Below are 16,597 nucleotides of genomic sequence, written 5' to 3'. Positions count from 1 at the left end.
CAAACAGGCCGGGATTTGCGGGGCATCCACCTCATCGACCAGCCTGATTTCGAGCACATGCGAGTATGCGTTGAGAAGCATAGTCAGTCTTTGGCATCGGCGCCACAGATATGTGTCGTTTCGCAACAGGACCCGGATTTTCGCCAGCGTCGATGCCTTGGCAATACGGGCAAACTGGTCGGCACACAGTGAGGATGCGGCAGTGGTCGCGCTCAGATCGGGGTCCACCCAGTCAATCCGGCGCATCGCCCCTTCGAGCAGCGCCTGCTGAGCCGCGTGATACGCGGGCAAGCCATCGAAATAGTCCATATGCGATTCCCTCTCGCCTAGCGGATCACCGCAAGCGCGGCGTGCAGCAATTGCAGCAAACCATAGGCAGACAACGACAGGCCCGCGACCAGCCTGACCGAGCGGCGCTGCCGCCACCTATCCAAATGGCGCGCGGCCAAGGCCATGCCGAGCAGATTGGGCAAGGTGCCGACACCGAAAGCCAGCAATGTGGCGGCACCAAGCAAGGCACTGCCACTGGCCATGGCCGCCATGCCGGCGCTATAGACCAAGCCGCAGGGTAGCCAGCCCCACAAGGCGCCGGCAGCAAATGCGGCCGATGCACTACGCAAGGGCAACAAGCCGAGGAAGCGCGGCTGCAGGCGCCGCCAGATGCCACCGCCCAATCTTTCGAGTTGCACGACAAAACGCGATAGATCGGCGATATACAAGCCCAGCAAGACAATAAGCAGATTGGACAGCAGATAGAGGCCAACTTGAATCTTGGCAGCCAGCGGCAACCAGGCGGACAAGCCGCCAATGCCACCTAGCGCGGCCCCGATCAGCGTATAACTGCTGACCCTGCCGACATTGGCGGCCAGCAACAGCGGCCAGCGCCGTACAGCGCTAGCGTTCAAGCCCAAGGCGGCAGACAGGCCACCGCACATACCAAGGCAATGGGCGCCGCCGAGCAAGCCGGCGAGCGCCCAAGCCCCTATACCAAGCAGATTTTCCATCGCGCCAGCTTATCAAGCGCAGCGCAATCGAGGAAAGACGATCAATGCACCAGGTGCGCATCATCCTGTGGTGCTTCGGCCTTACGCACGGGCAAGGCGCAGTAGCGATTCACCTGGGTGCTGTCACGCTCGAAGAACAGGGTGAGGCCGCTTGATATTGCGGTGAAAATCCAACAGATAAAGAATCCGACGCTATAGGCGACCATGCGGCTGGTGAAAATCAGCTCACCATTGATGGTCAATTCAAGGGGATCGAACAGCGCAAAAAACAGGCTATTGAGGATACCGGCCACCACGAACGATGGCCACAACACCAGCAAGGACCGGAACTTCATCTCTATTTGTCTCCATCTCGATTATGCTGATCTACCGCCAGCACTGACTTCATCCTACTCCGCCCGGCATGGCGCCGAAAGTGCTTTCAGATCAATTACCTAGATCGGCGTTTTCTGCTGCATCGCACCATCAATCACAGGGCAACCGACAAACGGATCGGTGAAACGCCCACCCTGCGCGATAATCCGCATTCACGACGCATTCCTTCACCTTCTTCCTGAACTCAATCTGTCCATGCGCCTTTCCCTGGATGCCTTGCTGGTACTTGATGCCATCGATCGAAAAGGCAGTTTCGCCAATGCCGCACTGGAGCTGCATCGCGTTCCTTCTGCCATCACCTACACCATCCAGAAACTGGAACAGGACCTGGATGTATTGATTTTCGACCGCAGCGGCCATCGCGCCAGACTGACGCCAGCCGGGCAGGAATTGTTGCGCGAAGGCCGCCCCTTGCTCGACGCGGCACTGGCGCTGGAGGCGCGGGTAAAACGGGTGGCCACCGGCTGGGAGCCGGAACTGCGGATTGCCGTGGGCGATCTGGTCGACTTCACCGCCTTGCTCGATTCGATCCATGAATTCGACCTGCACGGCGGGCAAACCCGCTTACGTTTCAGCCATGAAGTCTATGGCGGCTCTTGGGATGCGCTATACACCGGCCGCGCCGACTTTGCCGTAGGCGCGCCAGACGATGCACCACCCGGCGGCGGCTTCAAGAGTTTTCTGCTTGGCACGGTGGAGTTCGTGCTGGCGGTGGCACCGCAGCACCCGCTGGCAGCCTTTGTCGATGAGGCTCCCCTGCCCATGCAGCTGATCAGGGAATACCGGGCGATCAGCGTGGGAGACAGCTCACGCAGCCTGGCGCCGCGTACCTCGGGCCTGTTGACCGGCCAACCCACACTCACGGTCAGCAGCCAGGCAGAGAAACTCGCCGCGCAACTGGGCGGCCTCGGTGTCGGATATTTGCCACGCCGGATCGCCACCCCCTATCTGGCCGATGGCCGCCTTATCGAATTGCAGGCGGAAGAGACCAAACAACAGGCAAGCCTGCATGTCGCATGGCCAAGCAAGGCGCGCGGCAATGCATTGCGCTGGTTTCTCGATCATTTCGCCAAGCCCGATGTGCAGCAGCGCCTGTGCCATGGGAGTGCCGCTTGCCCACCCTGATCCTTGCCGGCCAGCCTGCCTCACTGTTGCAGCGGCTGGACAAGCAGGGCTGGCAAGGCCAGCTGCTCGACCCATTGGCTACGCCGGCAGCACCATCCTGGCCCCGTCTCGCCGATGCCGCACAAGCCGGCCAGCTCACCGCCCCAAGGCTATGGATAGCGGCCTGCGCCACGCCGCCGCCACTGGCGCCGGGTGATCTGTACATCGACACCGGCACAACGCCGCTAGCTGGCATACCGGCCGAACAACACATCAGCCTCGCCTTCCAGGACAGTCCGTTTGCGGCCGATCATGGTTTTTTGCTGGCCGTGGGCGGGCGCCGACAGGCAATTGAAGCGGCACGCAAGCTACTTGATGCCTTGGCGCCACAGCCCGATGGCTGGTTGCATGCCGGCGGGCTGCAGGCGCCACACTTCATGGCCGCCCTGGCCAGTGAACTGGGCGTAGGTCTTGCCATGCAAGCCGCCACCATGGCCAGCCTGCAGCAATCGGGGCCAGCGGCACTGTGGCTTGGCCAGCAGGCCATATCGGCCAGGCTGGCGGCCTTGGCCGCCACCTATCTTGCCGAACATGATGATGCGGGCTTCGAACCCGTCCATTCACTACCACCGGCATTTGCCCAGCTCTCCAGCGAGGCCATCGCACCCGCACAGTTTCTGGCCAGAACACTGCTGTGGCTGGCCAGCCCGCCAAACACTGGGGCCGGCAGCGCCACAAAATAAAAGGCCCGCGTCAAACGCGGGCCTCACTGGCAGGATCGGTGATCGATCAGGCAGCAGCAGCGGTCTTGCGAGCCGAGGACTTGGCTACGCCAGCAGCGGCCTTGGCCGAGGTTTCGGCGGCAGCTACACCGGCTTCTGCGAAGTCGCTGGTGACCTTCTTGGCGGTCTTGGCAACGGTGTCGTAAGCCGAGGCAGCAGTGGCCACGGCGGTCTTCACTGCCGACACCACGATTTCCGAGCCAGCCGGAGCCTGCTTGACAGCCTTGTCCAGCGAAGCGACCAGGTTCTTGTTGAAGTCGACCACTTGCTCTTCCACGAACTGGCCGAGTTCAGCCTGGGTGCTGCTGGTGGCTTCGTAGACAGTTTTGGCAACAGCCAGAGCCTTGTCGATGACCGGCTGGGCCAGTTGCTGCTGCAGGGCGATCCAGCCCTGAACGTCCTTCACCTCGGTGAAAGCCTTCACGGTGCTGGTGTTGTCAGACAGCAGATCGCGGGCGACGTCGAGCTGCAGGCTGACCAGGCGCTCAACGCCAGCCAGGGCGATATTGGACAGACGGATCGACTTTTCCAGTTGGGCATTGCCGATTGCAGCGAAATCTTGGGTGGTGGTCATGGTTTTTCTCCTCAGATTGACAGGCGGTGAAAGCCGGGCTCGATGTATGGCCCGCCGGCGCAGTTCATGTATTGCACCGCACCATGAATCGATTATGCGTAGCCCATCCAAGGCCGTCAACAACTATTTGTGCATTGCACAAAATCCACCACAGACAAACTTTCCCTTTGTTAACAATTGATTACGGCGTAGAGCAAAAAATCTATTGCGGCAGCGCAATCAGGCCACCGGCGTTTTTTGCCGTATTGCCAGAATCGCTTGATTCCTAAGGGTTTTCGCCAAGGCCAACTCCTTGCTGCCAAGCTTGAGCTGGAAAGGCTCGTTGCAATCGACATAAAACAGGCCAACGATCTTGCGATCGAGCACGATGGGCAGCAACAGAAAGCTGCGCCCGTGATTCAGCTGCCGGAACCAGGGCGAAATACGCTCGCGCATGGCGGCTGCGCCGCAATCGTCAACCAGCATGTCCATATTGCCGGCCAGGGCGCCGCGCAGCACATCGGCGCTATCGTCCAGCGGCACCACAAAGCCGCTGCTGAAATCACCGATCTGCTCGCCAAAACCGAAGCGCCCGACAATGGCATTGCGCTGCACACTGCGCGTGGCCAACAGCACCCGGTCGGCAGCGAGGCTGCGGAACAGGGTTTCCAGAATCATGCGCAGCAGATCGTTCAGCTTGAAGTCGCTCACCAAGGTCTCGCTGACTTCCTGCACGCAGGCAGCCAGCGCCGCCACCACCTCAGGGCGATCATGACTGGCCAGCCGGATCGCCACGCTATCGGGCACCGCCGACACGACCGTTGCAGCCGGCTCGACCGAGGCTTGCTCGGCTGCGGTCTGTGGCACGGCCGGCTCGGCGCTGCGCGGTGCATCCAGCTCCGGCAGGCCGGCCAGTTGCCGCAAGCGCGCCAGCGCCCCGCCCTGCGGCGCTGCCATGCCGAAAATCGCCGCCTCCTTGATGGTATCGCGCACCGCCTCATCCATTGCCAGCCGCAAATCCCGCTCTGCCAGATGCAAGGGCTCGGCATACAGCTCGCGGGCCAGCAGGAAGTGGCGAGTGCGTTCCGGCTCGGTGTCGGCAAAGGTGGCCGCCATCAGCTGGCTGGCGGCATTGGCAAAGAGGCGCAGCCATTCGCCCTCGCTGCGCGGCGCAGCTGGCTTGGCTTGCAATGGCGCCATGCTGGCGATCAGCTTGTCCGGCAGATTCCACACCCTTGCCACGCCCGCGCCTATCACCTCAAAGCTGGCGCCCAGATGGCGGCATGCCGCCACGTCGTCCGACTCACCGCCGGCGATCTCGGCCAAAGCCGCCTGCGCTTCCTCGCGACTGAAAAACAGTGCCAATAGGCGCCCCAGGTGGTGAAACATGCCAGCCACCCTGGCCTCTTCCAGATCATGGAATCCGCAGCGTTCGGCCAGCTTGCGCGCCACCAGACTGGAGAAAAACGCGCGGGCCACTTCGTCTTTCAGCTCGTCTGCATGCTGGTGGTTGCCCAGATGCTCGATCAGCATCACCGTCATCGCCAGTGATTTGATGGCGTTGAAGCCCAATACCATCACGGCGCGCGATATGGTGCTGGTAGCACCGCCAAACTGGCCGAAGCTGGCCGAGTTAGCCAGACGCAGCACCTTATTGGTCAGGGCAAAGTCGCGCAGGATCAGCGAGGACAAGCCTTGCAGGCGCTCGCTATCAGCATCGGCCAGCCGGTTGATGGCTCCCACGGCGCGCGATAGCGAGGGAAACTCGGCATCGCGTCCCATGCGCCGCAGCAGCTGGTCGACCGGCCCGCCATCGTCGGCACTGGGTGGCTCCGGTAACTGTTGTGCATCGAGGTAGTCACGCAGGGCGGCGCGAAGGTCCAGCACATGTTCGAAATGGGGAGCGCCCGCCTCGCCCAGGGCACCATGCAGCAGGCTGGCCAGCTGCGGGTCCAATTCGAGCCCCGACAGATCGTGCAACACTTGCGGATCGAGGTCCGCCAAGGGCATGCCGAACAATAGATGAAACAACAGGCGGCCGGCACCGGCGATCGGGTCCTCGCCCGGCGTGCCGGCCGGCAATACCGCCGCCAGCAGCGGCTCATCGCCATCGTGGATGACAATACGCTCGGCCAGCAAGGCACCCAGCGACAAGCCGGCCAGCCGGGCGTGCGCCACGCCATCGAGCACACGTAGCAGCAGGCTCACCGCCTCGATCGGCTGCAAGGGCAAGCCGCTCAGCCGATGCGCCAGATTCACTCCAGCTGCCCAGCGATAAGCCAGCCAGGGCGTGCCATCGATCGACGCCCAGCCTTCCAGCGTGGCCAATACCGGGTGCAGATTGCCAAGCGGCAGCTGACCATGGTCGACGCCCGGATCTGGCAGCAGCAAGGCGGGGTGGCCATCGTCGGCACTGGCCAGCCAGGCGCCGCCCAAGGGTTCGCTCAAGGTGTAGATGATCTCGTCCATCTGCTCCTCCCGTATCAGCGATAGTCCAGCGCGAAGCGGCGCAGCGTGACCGGGGCACGGCGGCAAGGCCGCCAGTGCCGGCGCGCAGCCGGGCACCAACAACTCAGGCTAGCAGGTTTGCGGCAGACAGCTGGCTTGGCTATTGAGCGGTATCAGCCGGCTCCGGCAGCACCAGCTGCCCCAGCTCGCTCAAGGGCGGCAATTCGCTGCGACTCTTCAGGCCCAGGTCGTCGAGAAAGGCGCGGGTGGTGGCATAGAGTCCGGGCCGGCCCGGTGTTTCGCGATGGCCGACCACCTCGATCCAGCCGCGCTCTTCCAGAGTTTTCACGATCTGGGTTGACACCGCCACACCACGGATTTCCTCGATCTCGCCACGGGTCAGCGGGCCCTTGTAGGCGATGATGGCCAAGGTTTCCATCACCGCGCGCGAATAGCGCGGCGGCTTTTCCGGGCTCAGTCGGTCCAGATAAGGCTGGTATTCCAGCCGGGCACGAAAGCGCCAGCCGGTGGCCAGCTTGACCAGCTCCACCCCCCGGCCCGCCCAGGACTGCGCAATGGCATCGAGCACCTCATGCAGGAATTCGGCTTTCAGTTCCTCGGCAAACAGCTTTTTCAGATCGTGCAGGCCCAGCGGCTCCTGCGCGACCAACAGGGCGGTCTCGATAACAGTGTGGATATGCTGGCGGTCGTGAAGGCTGGAGGACATGGGGCGCGATTGTGCCAGCCGGCTGCCGGCCTGGGTAGCCGCGGGCGATCAGGCGGCAAGCGGCGCCGGCTCAGCCCCCGCCAGCCGCACATAGATCGGCGCATAGGGCTCGGCCTGGGTGACGGCGATCATGCCTTCCTTGGTCAACTCCAGCACCGCGATAAAGCTCACCACCAGCAGCGGCACGCCACGGCCGGTATCGAACAGCTCGGCGAATTCCTTGAAAGCCCCATCGGCCAGCTGCTTGAGGATCTGGCTCATCTGCTCGCGCACGCTCAATTCGTCCGGCTTTACCAGATGGCTCTTGGTGTGCTTGGCCCGCGCCAGCAGCGCCATCCAGGCGTTTTTCAGGTCGACCGGTGTCACCTCGGGCAGGCGCACCACCATTTCGCGGTCGAACCAGGCAGCGGCCCATGAAAAATCGCGACCTGCCATCGGCAGCTGATCGATTTCGAACGCCGCCAGTTTCATCTGCTCGTATTCCAGCAGGCGCCGCACCAGCTCGGCGCGCGGGTCGTGCTCATCCCCCTCCACCACCGCCGGCTTGGGCAGCAGCATGCGCGACTTGATCTCGATCAGCAACGCCGCCATCAGCAGGTATTCGGCAGCCAGCTCGAGCTGCTGCACCCGCATCGCCTCGACATAATCCATATATTGGCGGGTCACCACCGCCATCGGGATATCGAGGATGTCGAGGTTCTGCTTGCGGATCAGATAAAGCAGCAGATCAAGCGGCCCCTCGAAGCGCTCCAGCATTACCCGCAGCGCATCGGGCGGAATATAAAGGTCATTCGGCAGCTCGGTGACAGGCTGGCCGAAGATAAGGGCGAGGGGTTCCGGTAAGGCGGCGATCTCACTCATGGTCGCCCAACCCTGCTAGGGATCCGCACTATCGTCCGCATCCGGCAGGCGGCTGGCCAGTACCTTGTCGATACGCTTGCCGTCCATATCCACCACTTCCAGCACCCAGTCCGCCCATTCGACCTTGTCGGCGGTGCGCGGCAAGCGGCCAAGCAGCAATAGCACCATGCCCGCCAAGGTGTGATAACGCCCCTTGTCTTCTTCCGGCACTGCCCGCAAGCCAAGGCAGTCTTTCAATTCCGGAATCGGAATCAGGCCATCGAGCAGCCAGGAGCCATCTTCACGCTGCACCGACCAGGCGTTCTCGGCGTCTTCCGGTTTGAATTCACCGGTAATGGCCTCCAGCAGGTCTTGCAGCGTGACCATGCCCAGTACTTCGCCGTATTCGTCGATCACCAGGGCCATCTGCACCGAGGTCTGGCGAAAGTTGTCCAGCAGCTCCATGCCGGTAAGGGTATCCGGCACATAGACCACCGGCTGCAAATTGGTGGAAAAATCCGGCGCTTTGCCCTGCAAGGTCTGGCCAAGGATCTGCTTGGCGGTCGCAATACCCAGCACCGTCTCGACGCCGCCACGGCAGACCGGATAACGCGAGTGGTCGGTCTCGGCGATTTTGCGCAGATTGATCTGCATATCGTCGTCGAGGTCGAGGCATACGATCTCGGAGCGCGGTGTCATCAGTGAGCCGATCTGCCGGTCATCCAGCCGGAACACATTGCGCACCATTTCATGCTCTTGCGCCTCGATGGCGCCCGATTCGGATCCTTCGGCCAGCAGCGCGTGGATTTCCTCCTCGGTGACGGCATTTTGCTGGTCATCTCTGATGCCGAGCCCGCGCAATACGATTTCGGTGCTGGAGGTGAGCAGTCGCACAAACGGCTTGGTGATGGTTGCCAGCCATTGCATGGGGCGGGCAACCAGGCGGGCGATCGGCTCGGGACTCATCTGCCCGATGCGCTTGGGCACCAGCTCGCCGAGGATAATGGTGACATAGGTGATGACAACGACCACCAGCACCAGCGCAATCACTTCTGCCGGGTGCTTGGGCATGCCTAGCCCGACCAACCATTCGGAAAATGGGCCGGCGAGTGCTGACTCGCCGACAATGCCATTGAGCACGCCGATGGAAGTGATACCGATCTGTACGGTAGAGAGAAAGCGCGTGGGGTTTTCACCCAGCTGGATCGCGGCACGGGCCGCACCATCCCCGCCTTCAGCCAGTACCTGCAAACGCGCTTTTCGTGCGGCAACCAGCGCAATCTCGGACATGGCAAAGAAGCCATTGAGCACGATCAGTCCGAGTAGTAGGGCAATCTCCATAGGGCAGGCGGTGTGATGGAAAGTGGCTAGTGTAACCGAGCTGGCTGGTCGGGGTGCTGCTTGGCGCGGCATTCCCGGCAAACGTATTGCCGTCGCCACTTACAGACCGGGCGCCTTTCAAGCACACGATCCGCCCCGCCCGGCATCCGTAACGCCGCAGGCGGGAGGTAGAGAGGATTTGGGACAGCTCGGTGACTGGTAGGCCAAAGTTGAAGGTGATGGGTTTCGAACTGACTGATCAACCGGCGTACCGGCATGCATTAGCAACAGGCACGGCTTGCCTTGCAGCCGAGTGATTCGACAGATCGTTTGGAAACATCCCCTCAATTGGGTATTCCGAAGTCTTGGTGGTTGATCCAATGGGACAAGTAGGTTGCCGAAAGCAAGTCATATCCTACGCAGGCCGTTCTACCTTCCAAAGTCAAGGCTACCGGATCGGACGTATAAGAGGGAATGCCGCCTTCAAACACAATTTGGCCACTAAACATTTCGGCGACCTTTGCGGCCAACATCGCAAGGAAGACATCACTGGGAACGCCACGGGCGCCGGCGCAAATCACCAATGAATAGTTGAACCCACCGACCACGGAATATTGGGCGATTTCGTCGTCATTCAAAGCTTGCGTGCTGTAAGAAAACGGGAGACCGCAGATCCAAAATGCCTGCCTTTCGCTTGAGCTCGCCACAGTTGTGATATAGCGCGCAAAGCGCTCTTGCTGCTCAGAAGTGGGCGTGCCATAAAACAGCACCGCAATACAGGCTCCCGCCATTTGTTCATTCCTACAAAGACGCCAATAAATGCAATAGGAAGGGGCTACAACAACCTTGTCACCATCGCCCCAGCCATCTCCGCCGCCAGTGGTACCCGCACCACATGGCCCACGCCCGGTGCCACCTCCATCGTGCCGCCGTCCAGATTGGTCATGGCGGCCAACTCGATGATCTGGTTGCCGGCCGGATGCACCAGTTCCAGCTTGTCGCCCACGGCAAACTTGTTCTTCACCTCGATCTCGGCCCAGCCGTCCACCACCGCCTTTACATTGCCCACATACTGGCTTTGCTTGGACTTGGAGTGGCCGTCGAGGTAGTTCTGCGTTTCGTGGCTATGGTGGCGCTGGTAGAAGCCGTCGGTGTAGCCACGGTTGGCGAGGCCATCCAGGTCGGCCAGCAGCGCCGGGTTGAACGGGCGGCCGGCCACGGCGTCGTCGATGGCCTGGCGGTAGGTCTGGGCGGTGCGGGCCACGTAGTATTTCGACTTGGTACGCCCTTCGATCTTCAGCGAATCGACGCCGATCTTCACCAGCCGCTCGATATGCTCGATGGCGCGCAGGTCTTTCGAATTCATGATGTAGGTGCCGTGCTCGTCCTCGCTGATTTCCATCAACTCGCCGGGGCGATTGGCTTCTTCGATCAGGTAGGGCTTGTCGGCCAGCGGGTGGCGCGGGGTGTCGCCGGCGCTGGCGAAATCGTTGTTGGCCTCTTCCATCGCTTTCTTGAAGTCGAGCTGGATCACCTGCGCCTGGCCGGCATCGTCTTCAAACGCGTCGTGCACCTTGTAGTCCCAGCGGCAGGCGTTGGTGCAGGTGCCCTGGTTCGGGTCGCGGTGGTTGAAGTAGCCCGACAGCAGGCAGCGGCCCGAGTAGGCGATGCACAGCGCGCCGTGCACGAACACTTCCAACTCCATATCCGGGCAGAGCTGGCGGATTTCCTCGACTTCGTCCAAGGACAACTCGCGCGACAGGATCACCCGCTCCAGACCCAGGCTTTGCCAGAACTTCACCCCGGCATAGTTCACCGTATTGGCCTGCACGCTGAGGTGGATGGTCTGCTCTGGCCACTTCTCGCGCACCATCATGATCAGGCCGGGGTCGGCCATGATCAGCGCGTCGGGCTTCATGGCGATCACCGGTTCCATATCGGCCAGATAAGTCTTCACCTTGGCGTTATGCGGCAGGATATTGCTGGCCACGAACAGCTTCTTGCCACGGGCATGGGCCTCTTCGATACCGGCCTTGAGGTTTTCCAGCTTGAAATCGTTATTGCGGGCACGCAGCGAGTAGCGCGGCTGACCGGCGTAGACGGCGTCGGCGCCGTAGTCGTAGGCGGCGCGCATGCGCTCCAAGTCACCAGCGGGCAGCAGCAGTTCGGGGGTTTTGTACTTCATGGCAATCGCTCCAAACAAGCAGCCCCACGCACGGTGGGGCTGTCGAGAATGGGCGGGATTCTACACCCGGCGTCACCCGCTGCCCAAGCCGGGGCGCCGTCCAAGGCTTGCAAAATTGCAGCCCAGATACCCGGCAAGCCCCTGTTTGCCAAGGCAAACAGGGGGAAAGGCAGACGCCAAGCTCCGCCGCAGGCGGACGCCCGCCCAGGCCGGCAACGAATCCACAATGAGCGCCGTGGCGGTCAGCGACGTCAGCGGCTGGTCTGCCCCGTGGTCTGCACCTTGAGGACATAGCTGGCATCGCGATAGGCATTGAGCATCAGGTAGATATCGCTGGCACTGGTCGCGGTATACACACAGCGCTCATCGCTGTCGCCACGATAGGGCCGGCAGTCCCAATCCAGCAGGGTAGGCGCCGCACCATTGCGCAGATACAGGTCAGCATCACCCTGCCCGCTCAGCGTCGCCTCGATGCGATTGCCCGCCTGCAAGCGATAGGGCCCGAAAGCGCTGTTGTCGCCCTGGCGCAGCGAGCCGCTCTTGGTTTCGTTACCACCGGTATTGCCGCCCGGTGGCGGTGTGGTGGCGCCATCGCTGCCAAGCTCCACCGCATAGCTCATCGCCAGCCGGGCGAACTTCAAGGCATGGCTAGCCTGGCTGCCCATGTTTTCGAAGGTGTCGTTCTCGGTGTGAATCTTGTGATTCATACCCTTGAAGCTGGCCTCGAAAGGCATCGAGGCACGATAACCAAGCCGGTTCCACGAGGCATGGTCACTGCAACCATAGCCGCAGCGGTCTTCGCCGATTTTCAATTCGGGTTGATAGGTGCGGATCAGATTGGCAAGGAAGGTGTTCTGCTCGCTGTCGGTGTAGTCGCTGAACAGATAGATATCGTTCACATCGCCCTTGTAATTGGTCATGTCCAGCTGCATGACGCCGACCACATTGGCGTTTTGTGCCTTGAACTTGGCGGCGATATCTTGCGAGCCACGCAGGCCCACTTCTTCGGCGGCATAGCCAATGATCTTGATGGTGCGGTTGGGCTTGTAGCCCTTGGCCATCATCTGGCGCAGCACATCGGTCAGGCTGGCGATGCCGGATGCATCGTCATCCGCACCCGGCGCGACCATATCATCGGCCTTGCTGCCTTTGTGGATGGAATCCAGATGCGCGCCCAGCACGATGATTTCGTCCGGATTGCGTTGGCCGCGTATGGTCAGCACCACCGACTTCTGTTTCCAGTCGGCATGGGCAAACTGCTCGACCGTGACGTCATTTCGCCCCTGGGCCAGCCCCTGCCACTGTTTCATCAGCCAGTTGGACGCCTCGACGCCATGCGGGCTCTGGTAGTAGCGATTGAGAAAGCGCGACATGCCGACAATGGTGTCGCCAATGGCGCGCTCCGATAGACCTGCCATCAGCCGGCGTACTTCGTCCTGATTGTCGATGGCATAGCTGGGCCGGGTTTGCGCTGATGGCGCCGCCGCTTGCAAGGCGCGTACCGCGTCGGCATAGCTGCGGTGCGCCATAAAGCCGCTGCAGCGGTGCAATTCCTCGTGGGTTGCGTCTGACAGCGGGTGCAGCACCGTATCGTCCACTTCGACGATATGCACTTGCTCGGTCAGGCCGGCATCGCTGAATGCCATCGGCCGGCTATCCTGCGCCTTGAACTGCGGCGCAATCCTCTGCAGTTGGGCATAGCCATCATCACCCACGGTGATCCACAGCTTTTTCGGTGCCGCCTGCACACCCAGGGCACAGGCCGCCAATGCAGCAGCCAGCAAGGTCTTGTTCATATTCATCCCGCGTCTTTGTTAGTGTTCATGCCTCCCGAGGCCGGCGGATTATGCATTAGTCATATATGACATATGAGTACCCTGCCGCTTAATGGTGATTAAGCAAAACTGAACAGTCGTGCCCGCTGGCCAGATCCGGGCAAATGGTTAAACCTTCCAAAGGCCGGTACGCAGGGCCCGCTGCCTGTTGCAGCGGCAGCTAACACATTGATGCGCTTGGTGCTATCCGACTCCCCTTCGCTCGCCTTGCATGAAGACGCCTGCCGGAACGTTGAGTTGCCGGTGGCATGCAATTGAGCAAGCGAGGCGGGTCGAATCGCTGCTGTGTGTCGCTTCCACAACAAAGTGCCAGACCGCAGGCACATGTGATGAAAGGCATTGCCAACAGGCAGACCGCCGCATAAATTGATTTCAAAGTGATATCACTTTTGAATCACTCGACTGCGCAAAAGGACCGGACATGTATGCACTGCCTGTATTGCTTATCGTGATCATCGCTGCGCTCGCATCGCGTCGCCAAAAGACGGAGCGGGCATCATGAATACGCCCAACCACGAGATCGAGCATCGCAGTGCCGATGGCTATCTGATGCTGGCGATCGGCATTGCCCTGCCGCTGCTGGGTTTCTGGCTGCTCATCGAGCGCGCCGGGCCATTGACCTTGCTGTTGTTGGTCGCGGGAGTGATTGCCTGCGTGCTGATATTCAGCGGCCTCTATATGCTGGAACCCAACCAGGCAGCGGTGTTGAAGCTGTTCGGTGCCTATCGCGGTACCGATCGCAGCCAGGGCCTGCGCTGGGCCAATCCGTTTTACAGCAAGAGCAAGCTGTCGCTGCGTACCCGCAACTTCGTGTCGGAAACGCTCAAGGTCAACGACCATGGCGGCAATCCGATCGAAATTGCCGCGGCCATTGTCTGGCGGGTGGAAGATACGGCGCAGGCCAGCTTCAACGTCGACAACTACGAGCTGTTTGTGCGGGTGCAGAGCGAGGCTGGCATCCGCCATCTGGCCAGCCTGTATGCCTATGACAATCTCGATGACAGCCATCCGGCCGAGCAACTGACCCTGCGAGGCGGCAGCGATATCGTCGCCAAGGGACTCAAGCGTGAACTGGATCAGCGCCTGGCCCAAGCTGGCCTGGCAGTAGACAGCGCCACCTTCACCCATCTGGCCTATGCACCGGAAATTGCCGGCGCCATGCTGCGCCGCCAACAGGCCGAGGCGGTGCTGGCCGCTCGCCGCAAGATCGTCAAAGGCGCGGTGGATATGGTGGAAATGGCCCTGAATGGCCTGTCGGAAAAAGGCCTGGTCGAACTCGACGACGAGCGCCGCGCTGCCATGGTGTCCAATCTGCTGGTGGTGCTGGTAGGCGAGAAGGATGTCGCACCGGTGATCAATAGCGGCTCACTCTATCAATAGGCGGAGCGCCTTTTGGATAAAAAGCCCGGTTACTGGTTTCCCGCCAAGACCTATGGCTGGGGCTGGGGACTACCCCATTGCCGGCAGGGTTGGCTGATCATGCTGGCAGCCGTATTTGGCCAGATCAGTGTGGCCTTGTGCTTCCCGCCGAAGCAATCGCCCCTGGTGTTTGCGGCAGGCACATTCGTCGTGGTGGGTGGCCTGCTTTTGGTGTGCCTGCTCAAGGGCGAGCCGCCACACTGGCGCAGGGGAAAGCAATGAGCGGGCATCCTGGGTTCCCCGATGTCATCTGCCTGCTCGCAGCACTGCCCCTGGTCGCAGGCCTCGTGCCACCGAACCCGCATTACGGCATGCACACGCGCCGCAGACATGGTGACGAATCGCACTGGTATCGCATCAACCGTATCGGCGGCATATTGCTGATACTCGCCAGTGCCACCGGATTGGCCGGACTGCACGCCTACCCGGAACTGGCATTTCCCTGGGATATCGCCGTCAGTATCGTGCCATTGTTTGTGGCGCTTGCCGTGACGCTATTGCTGGACTACCTGATCTGGCGTGCGGGCCCAGCGGATGGCTAGCCCCGGCAAGAAAGCCTATCCGCTGCGCGTCGATCCGGCCCTGTGGGAAGCACTGGAGCGGCTGGCTGCCAGCGAATTGCGCAGCATAAACGGCCAGATCGAATTCCTGCTGCGCGATGCACTGGCACGACGCGGCATCACCGTGGCACCGGCAGCACGACGCAGGCAGCGTAGCGATAGCCATGATACGGAGGCGGATGAGGACGCTGGCTCACAAGCCGATACTGCATCGCCCAAGAATTAGGCAGCACCCGTTTTCCCCATCAAGACAAGCCCTTGACGCACTTGCCCACAGGCAACTCACAGCTTTGCCCGGGGAATATGTGCATCAAAGCCGCTAGCAATACGAGCGGCGATTTCCTTGCGAAGCAGAGGTGCTTTACTCATGGCCAAGCGGCGCGCCCTCGCCCGCCTGTATCAAGGCTCATACATCAAACCCCGCAGCAATTCCGACGCACCGATCCAGAAGATCTGCACGCCAATGCAAAGCAGGATAAAGGCTGAAAGCCGCAGGAATACAGTGGTGCCGGTATCGCCAAGGCGCGACAGCAGCTTGTCGGCAAAGCGATAGGCTAGGTACACGATGATGCAGATCAGCACAATGCCGACACAGCCACCGGCCAGGTTCAGCGCATCGAGGCCGCGTTTGTCGCGCAGCGACACCGCCAGGGTAATCGCCACCGAAATCGAACCCGGACCGATGGTGAACGGAAAGGTGAGCGGATAGAACGCCCGTTTGCGCATCACCCGGTTGTCGATCTTGGTATCGGTGTGGCTGCTGTGCTCGTCCGCATCCAGCAGGCGCCAACCCGCTGCCACCACCACCATGCCGCCCCCCACCCGCACCACATCGAGCGAGATGCCGAAAAAATTCAGCACATGGGTACCGATAAACATGGCAGCAAACAGCATGAACAAACTGTTGATGGCGATACGCTTGGCCAGTATGCGCCGCTCTTCCTCGCTGGCGCCATGGGTATAGGTGAGGAAGATGGGCGCAACCCCGGGCGGGTTGATGATGGGTAGCAAGGCGGTGAGCACCAGCAGGATGCTCTTGGTGAATTCGATCAGATCAGCTTTCATGGTTCTACCCAAAGCGTGGACAACTCGCATCATAGCCGCTCCAACCAATGGCGCCCGCGCACTGCCTGTTTTTCAGGCAGTGCAGATAAAGCCAATGGGGTCAGCAACTTGCCAACACTATCCACAGATGACACACAGGCTTACGCCCATCTTTCTGTGCAAAACTGCTCACACAGCGCAGCATTCTTGCCGATTTTTGCTGGACAAACCACCATCAGTCTGAAATTCATCATGATTGGCACAGTTTTTGTTGAAGCGCCTGTTTTTTAAGCAGCACTTCTAAATCCTTTAGTTTCAATACCTTGCCATGCTTATCCACACACCACACACAGGCTTGTTCCAGTGCAACTGTGGAGACACCCATGAATTTTGCCCAAAAC

18 protein-coding genes are annotated in these 16,597 nt (G+C 60.9%); 6 read left to right on the top strand and 12 right to left on the bottom strand.

All coding sequences use genetic code 11. The features are described from left to right. The 3 genes from ACE3OH_RS09540 to ACE3OH_RS09530 form a co-directional block, all read right to left on the bottom strand. A partial coding sequence (locus tag ACE3OH_RS09540) for a hypothetical protein (RefSeq protein WP_374351276.1) occupies nucleotides 1-309 on the bottom strand: 309 nt, incomplete at its 3' end. A gap of 17 nt (nucleotides 310-326) precedes the next feature. After that, nucleotides 327-1,004 (bottom strand): sulfite exporter TauE/SafE family protein, encoded by a 678-nt coding sequence (locus tag ACE3OH_RS09535; RefSeq protein WP_374351274.1) that lies wholly within the window; start codon nucleotides 1,002-1,004, stop codon nucleotides 327-329. Between the two features lie 41 nt (nucleotides 1,005-1,045). Continuing rightward, complete coding sequence (locus ACE3OH_RS09530; RefSeq protein WP_374351272.1) at nucleotides 1,046-1,339, bottom strand: hypothetical protein; 294 nt, start codon at nucleotides 1,337-1,339, stop codon at nucleotides 1,046-1,048. Nucleotides 1,340-1,574: 235 nt separating this feature from the next. Here ACE3OH_RS09530 and ACE3OH_RS09525 point away from each other — a divergent pair, with 235 nt between their 5' ends. Then, nucleotides 1,575-2,504: a LysR family transcriptional regulator gene (locus ACE3OH_RS09525; protein WP_374351270.1), complete on the top strand. Its 930-nt coding sequence runs from the start codon at nucleotides 1,575-1,577 to the stop codon at nucleotides 2,502-2,504. After that, a complete protein-coding gene (locus tag ACE3OH_RS09520) occupies nucleotides 2,492-3,226 on the top strand; it encodes a hypothetical protein (RefSeq protein ID WP_374351268.1) in 735 nt (244 codons plus the stop codon). Before ACE3OH_RS09525 ends, ACE3OH_RS09520 begins: the two co-directional genes overlap by 13 nt. A 46-nt stretch (nucleotides 3,227-3,272) precedes the next feature. On the opposite strand, the gene ACE3OH_RS09515 is transcribed toward ACE3OH_RS09520, so the two are convergent. The 8 genes from ACE3OH_RS09515 to ACE3OH_RS09480 form a co-directional block, all read right to left on the bottom strand. Then, nucleotides 3,273-3,839: a phasin family protein gene (locus ACE3OH_RS09515; protein WP_374351267.1), complete on the bottom strand. Its 567-nt coding sequence runs from the start codon at nucleotides 3,837-3,839 to the stop codon at nucleotides 3,273-3,275. Between the two features lie 219 nt (nucleotides 3,840-4,058). Next, nucleotides 4,059-6,287: an HDOD domain-containing protein gene (locus ACE3OH_RS09510; protein ID WP_374351265.1), complete on the bottom strand. Its 2,229-nt coding sequence runs from the start codon at nucleotides 6,285-6,287 to the stop codon at nucleotides 4,059-4,061. A 139-nt stretch (nucleotides 6,288-6,426) separates the two neighbouring features. After that, a complete protein-coding gene (gene scpB / locus ACE3OH_RS09505; protein ID WP_374351263.1) occupies nucleotides 6,427-6,993 on the bottom strand; it encodes an SMC-Scp complex subunit ScpB in 567 nt (188 codons plus the stop codon). A gap of 48 nt (nucleotides 6,994-7,041) precedes the next feature. Further along, nucleotides 7,042-7,854 (bottom strand): ScpA family protein, encoded by an 813-nt coding sequence (locus ACE3OH_RS09500; protein WP_374351261.1) that lies wholly within the window; start codon nucleotides 7,852-7,854, stop codon nucleotides 7,042-7,044. A gap of 15 nt (nucleotides 7,855-7,869) precedes the next feature. After that, a complete protein-coding gene (locus tag ACE3OH_RS09495; protein WP_374351259.1) occupies nucleotides 7,870-9,174 on the bottom strand; it encodes a hemolysin family protein in 1,305 nt (434 codons plus the stop codon). Nucleotides 9,175-9,497: 323 nt separating this feature from the next. Next, nucleotides 9,498-9,944, bottom strand: a complete 447-nt coding sequence (locus ACE3OH_RS09490; protein ID WP_374351257.1) for a DUF6368 family protein — start codon at nucleotides 9,942-9,944, stop codon at nucleotides 9,498-9,500. Between the two features lie 44 nt (nucleotides 9,945-9,988). Beyond that, nucleotides 9,989-11,338 (bottom strand): tRNA 5-hydroxyuridine modification protein YegQ, encoded by a 1,350-nt coding sequence (yegQ, locus tag ACE3OH_RS09485; protein ID WP_374351254.1) that lies wholly within the window; start codon nucleotides 11,336-11,338, stop codon nucleotides 9,989-9,991. A 251-nt stretch (nucleotides 11,339-11,589) separates the two neighbouring features. Then, nucleotides 11,590-13,140: a M20/M25/M40 family metallo-hydrolase gene (locus ACE3OH_RS09480; protein WP_374351252.1), complete on the bottom strand. Its 1,551-nt coding sequence runs from the start codon at nucleotides 13,138-13,140 to the stop codon at nucleotides 11,590-11,592. Between the two features lie 531 nt (nucleotides 13,141-13,671). Between ACE3OH_RS09480 and ACE3OH_RS09475 the strand changes: the two genes are divergently transcribed. Genes ACE3OH_RS09475 through ACE3OH_RS09460 form a run of 4 tightly spaced genes read left to right on the top strand, consistent with a single transcriptional unit; the run spans nucleotide 13,672 to nucleotide 15,378 of the window. After that, a complete protein-coding gene (locus ACE3OH_RS09475) occupies nucleotides 13,672-14,553 on the top strand; it encodes an SPFH domain-containing protein (protein WP_374351250.1) in 882 nt (293 codons plus the stop codon). A 12-nt stretch (nucleotides 14,554-14,565) separates the two neighbouring features. Beyond that, the gene (locus ACE3OH_RS09470; protein WP_374351247.1) at nucleotides 14,566-14,814 is read left to right on the top strand and encodes a hypothetical protein; all 249 of its coding nucleotides are present in this window, start codon (nucleotides 14,566-14,568) and stop codon (nucleotides 14,812-14,814) included. Continuing rightward, entirely contained in the window at nucleotides 14,811-15,134 is a 324-nt protein-coding gene (locus ACE3OH_RS09465) for an SdpI family protein (protein ID WP_374351243.1), read from the top strand. The genes ACE3OH_RS09470 and ACE3OH_RS09465 overlap by 4 nt, the downstream gene beginning before the upstream one ends. After that, nucleotides 15,127-15,378 (top strand): hypothetical protein, encoded by a 252-nt coding sequence (locus ACE3OH_RS09460; protein ID WP_374351240.1) that lies wholly within the window; start codon nucleotides 15,127-15,129, stop codon nucleotides 15,376-15,378. The genes ACE3OH_RS09465 and ACE3OH_RS09460 overlap by 8 nt, the downstream gene beginning before the upstream one ends. Nucleotides 15,379-15,551: 173 nt before the next feature. Here ACE3OH_RS09460 and ACE3OH_RS09455 read toward each other — a convergent pair whose 3' ends face one another. Next, nucleotides 15,552-16,217 carry a MarC family protein gene (locus tag ACE3OH_RS09455; RefSeq protein WP_374351238.1) on the bottom strand — a complete coding sequence of 222 codons (666 nt, stop codon included), beginning with the start codon at nucleotides 16,215-16,217 and terminating at the stop codon, nucleotides 15,552-15,554. Nucleotides 16,218-16,597: the final 380 nt, after the last annotated feature.

Origin of the sequence: Chitinimonas sp. (assembly GCF_041904975.1) — a bacterium.
Classification (GTDB): Bacteria; Pseudomonadota; Gammaproteobacteria; order Burkholderiales; family Chitinimonadaceae; genus Chitinimonas.
Note: the sequence above shows the minus strand (reverse complement) of the source record. Positions and strands in the feature narration are given on the sequence as shown.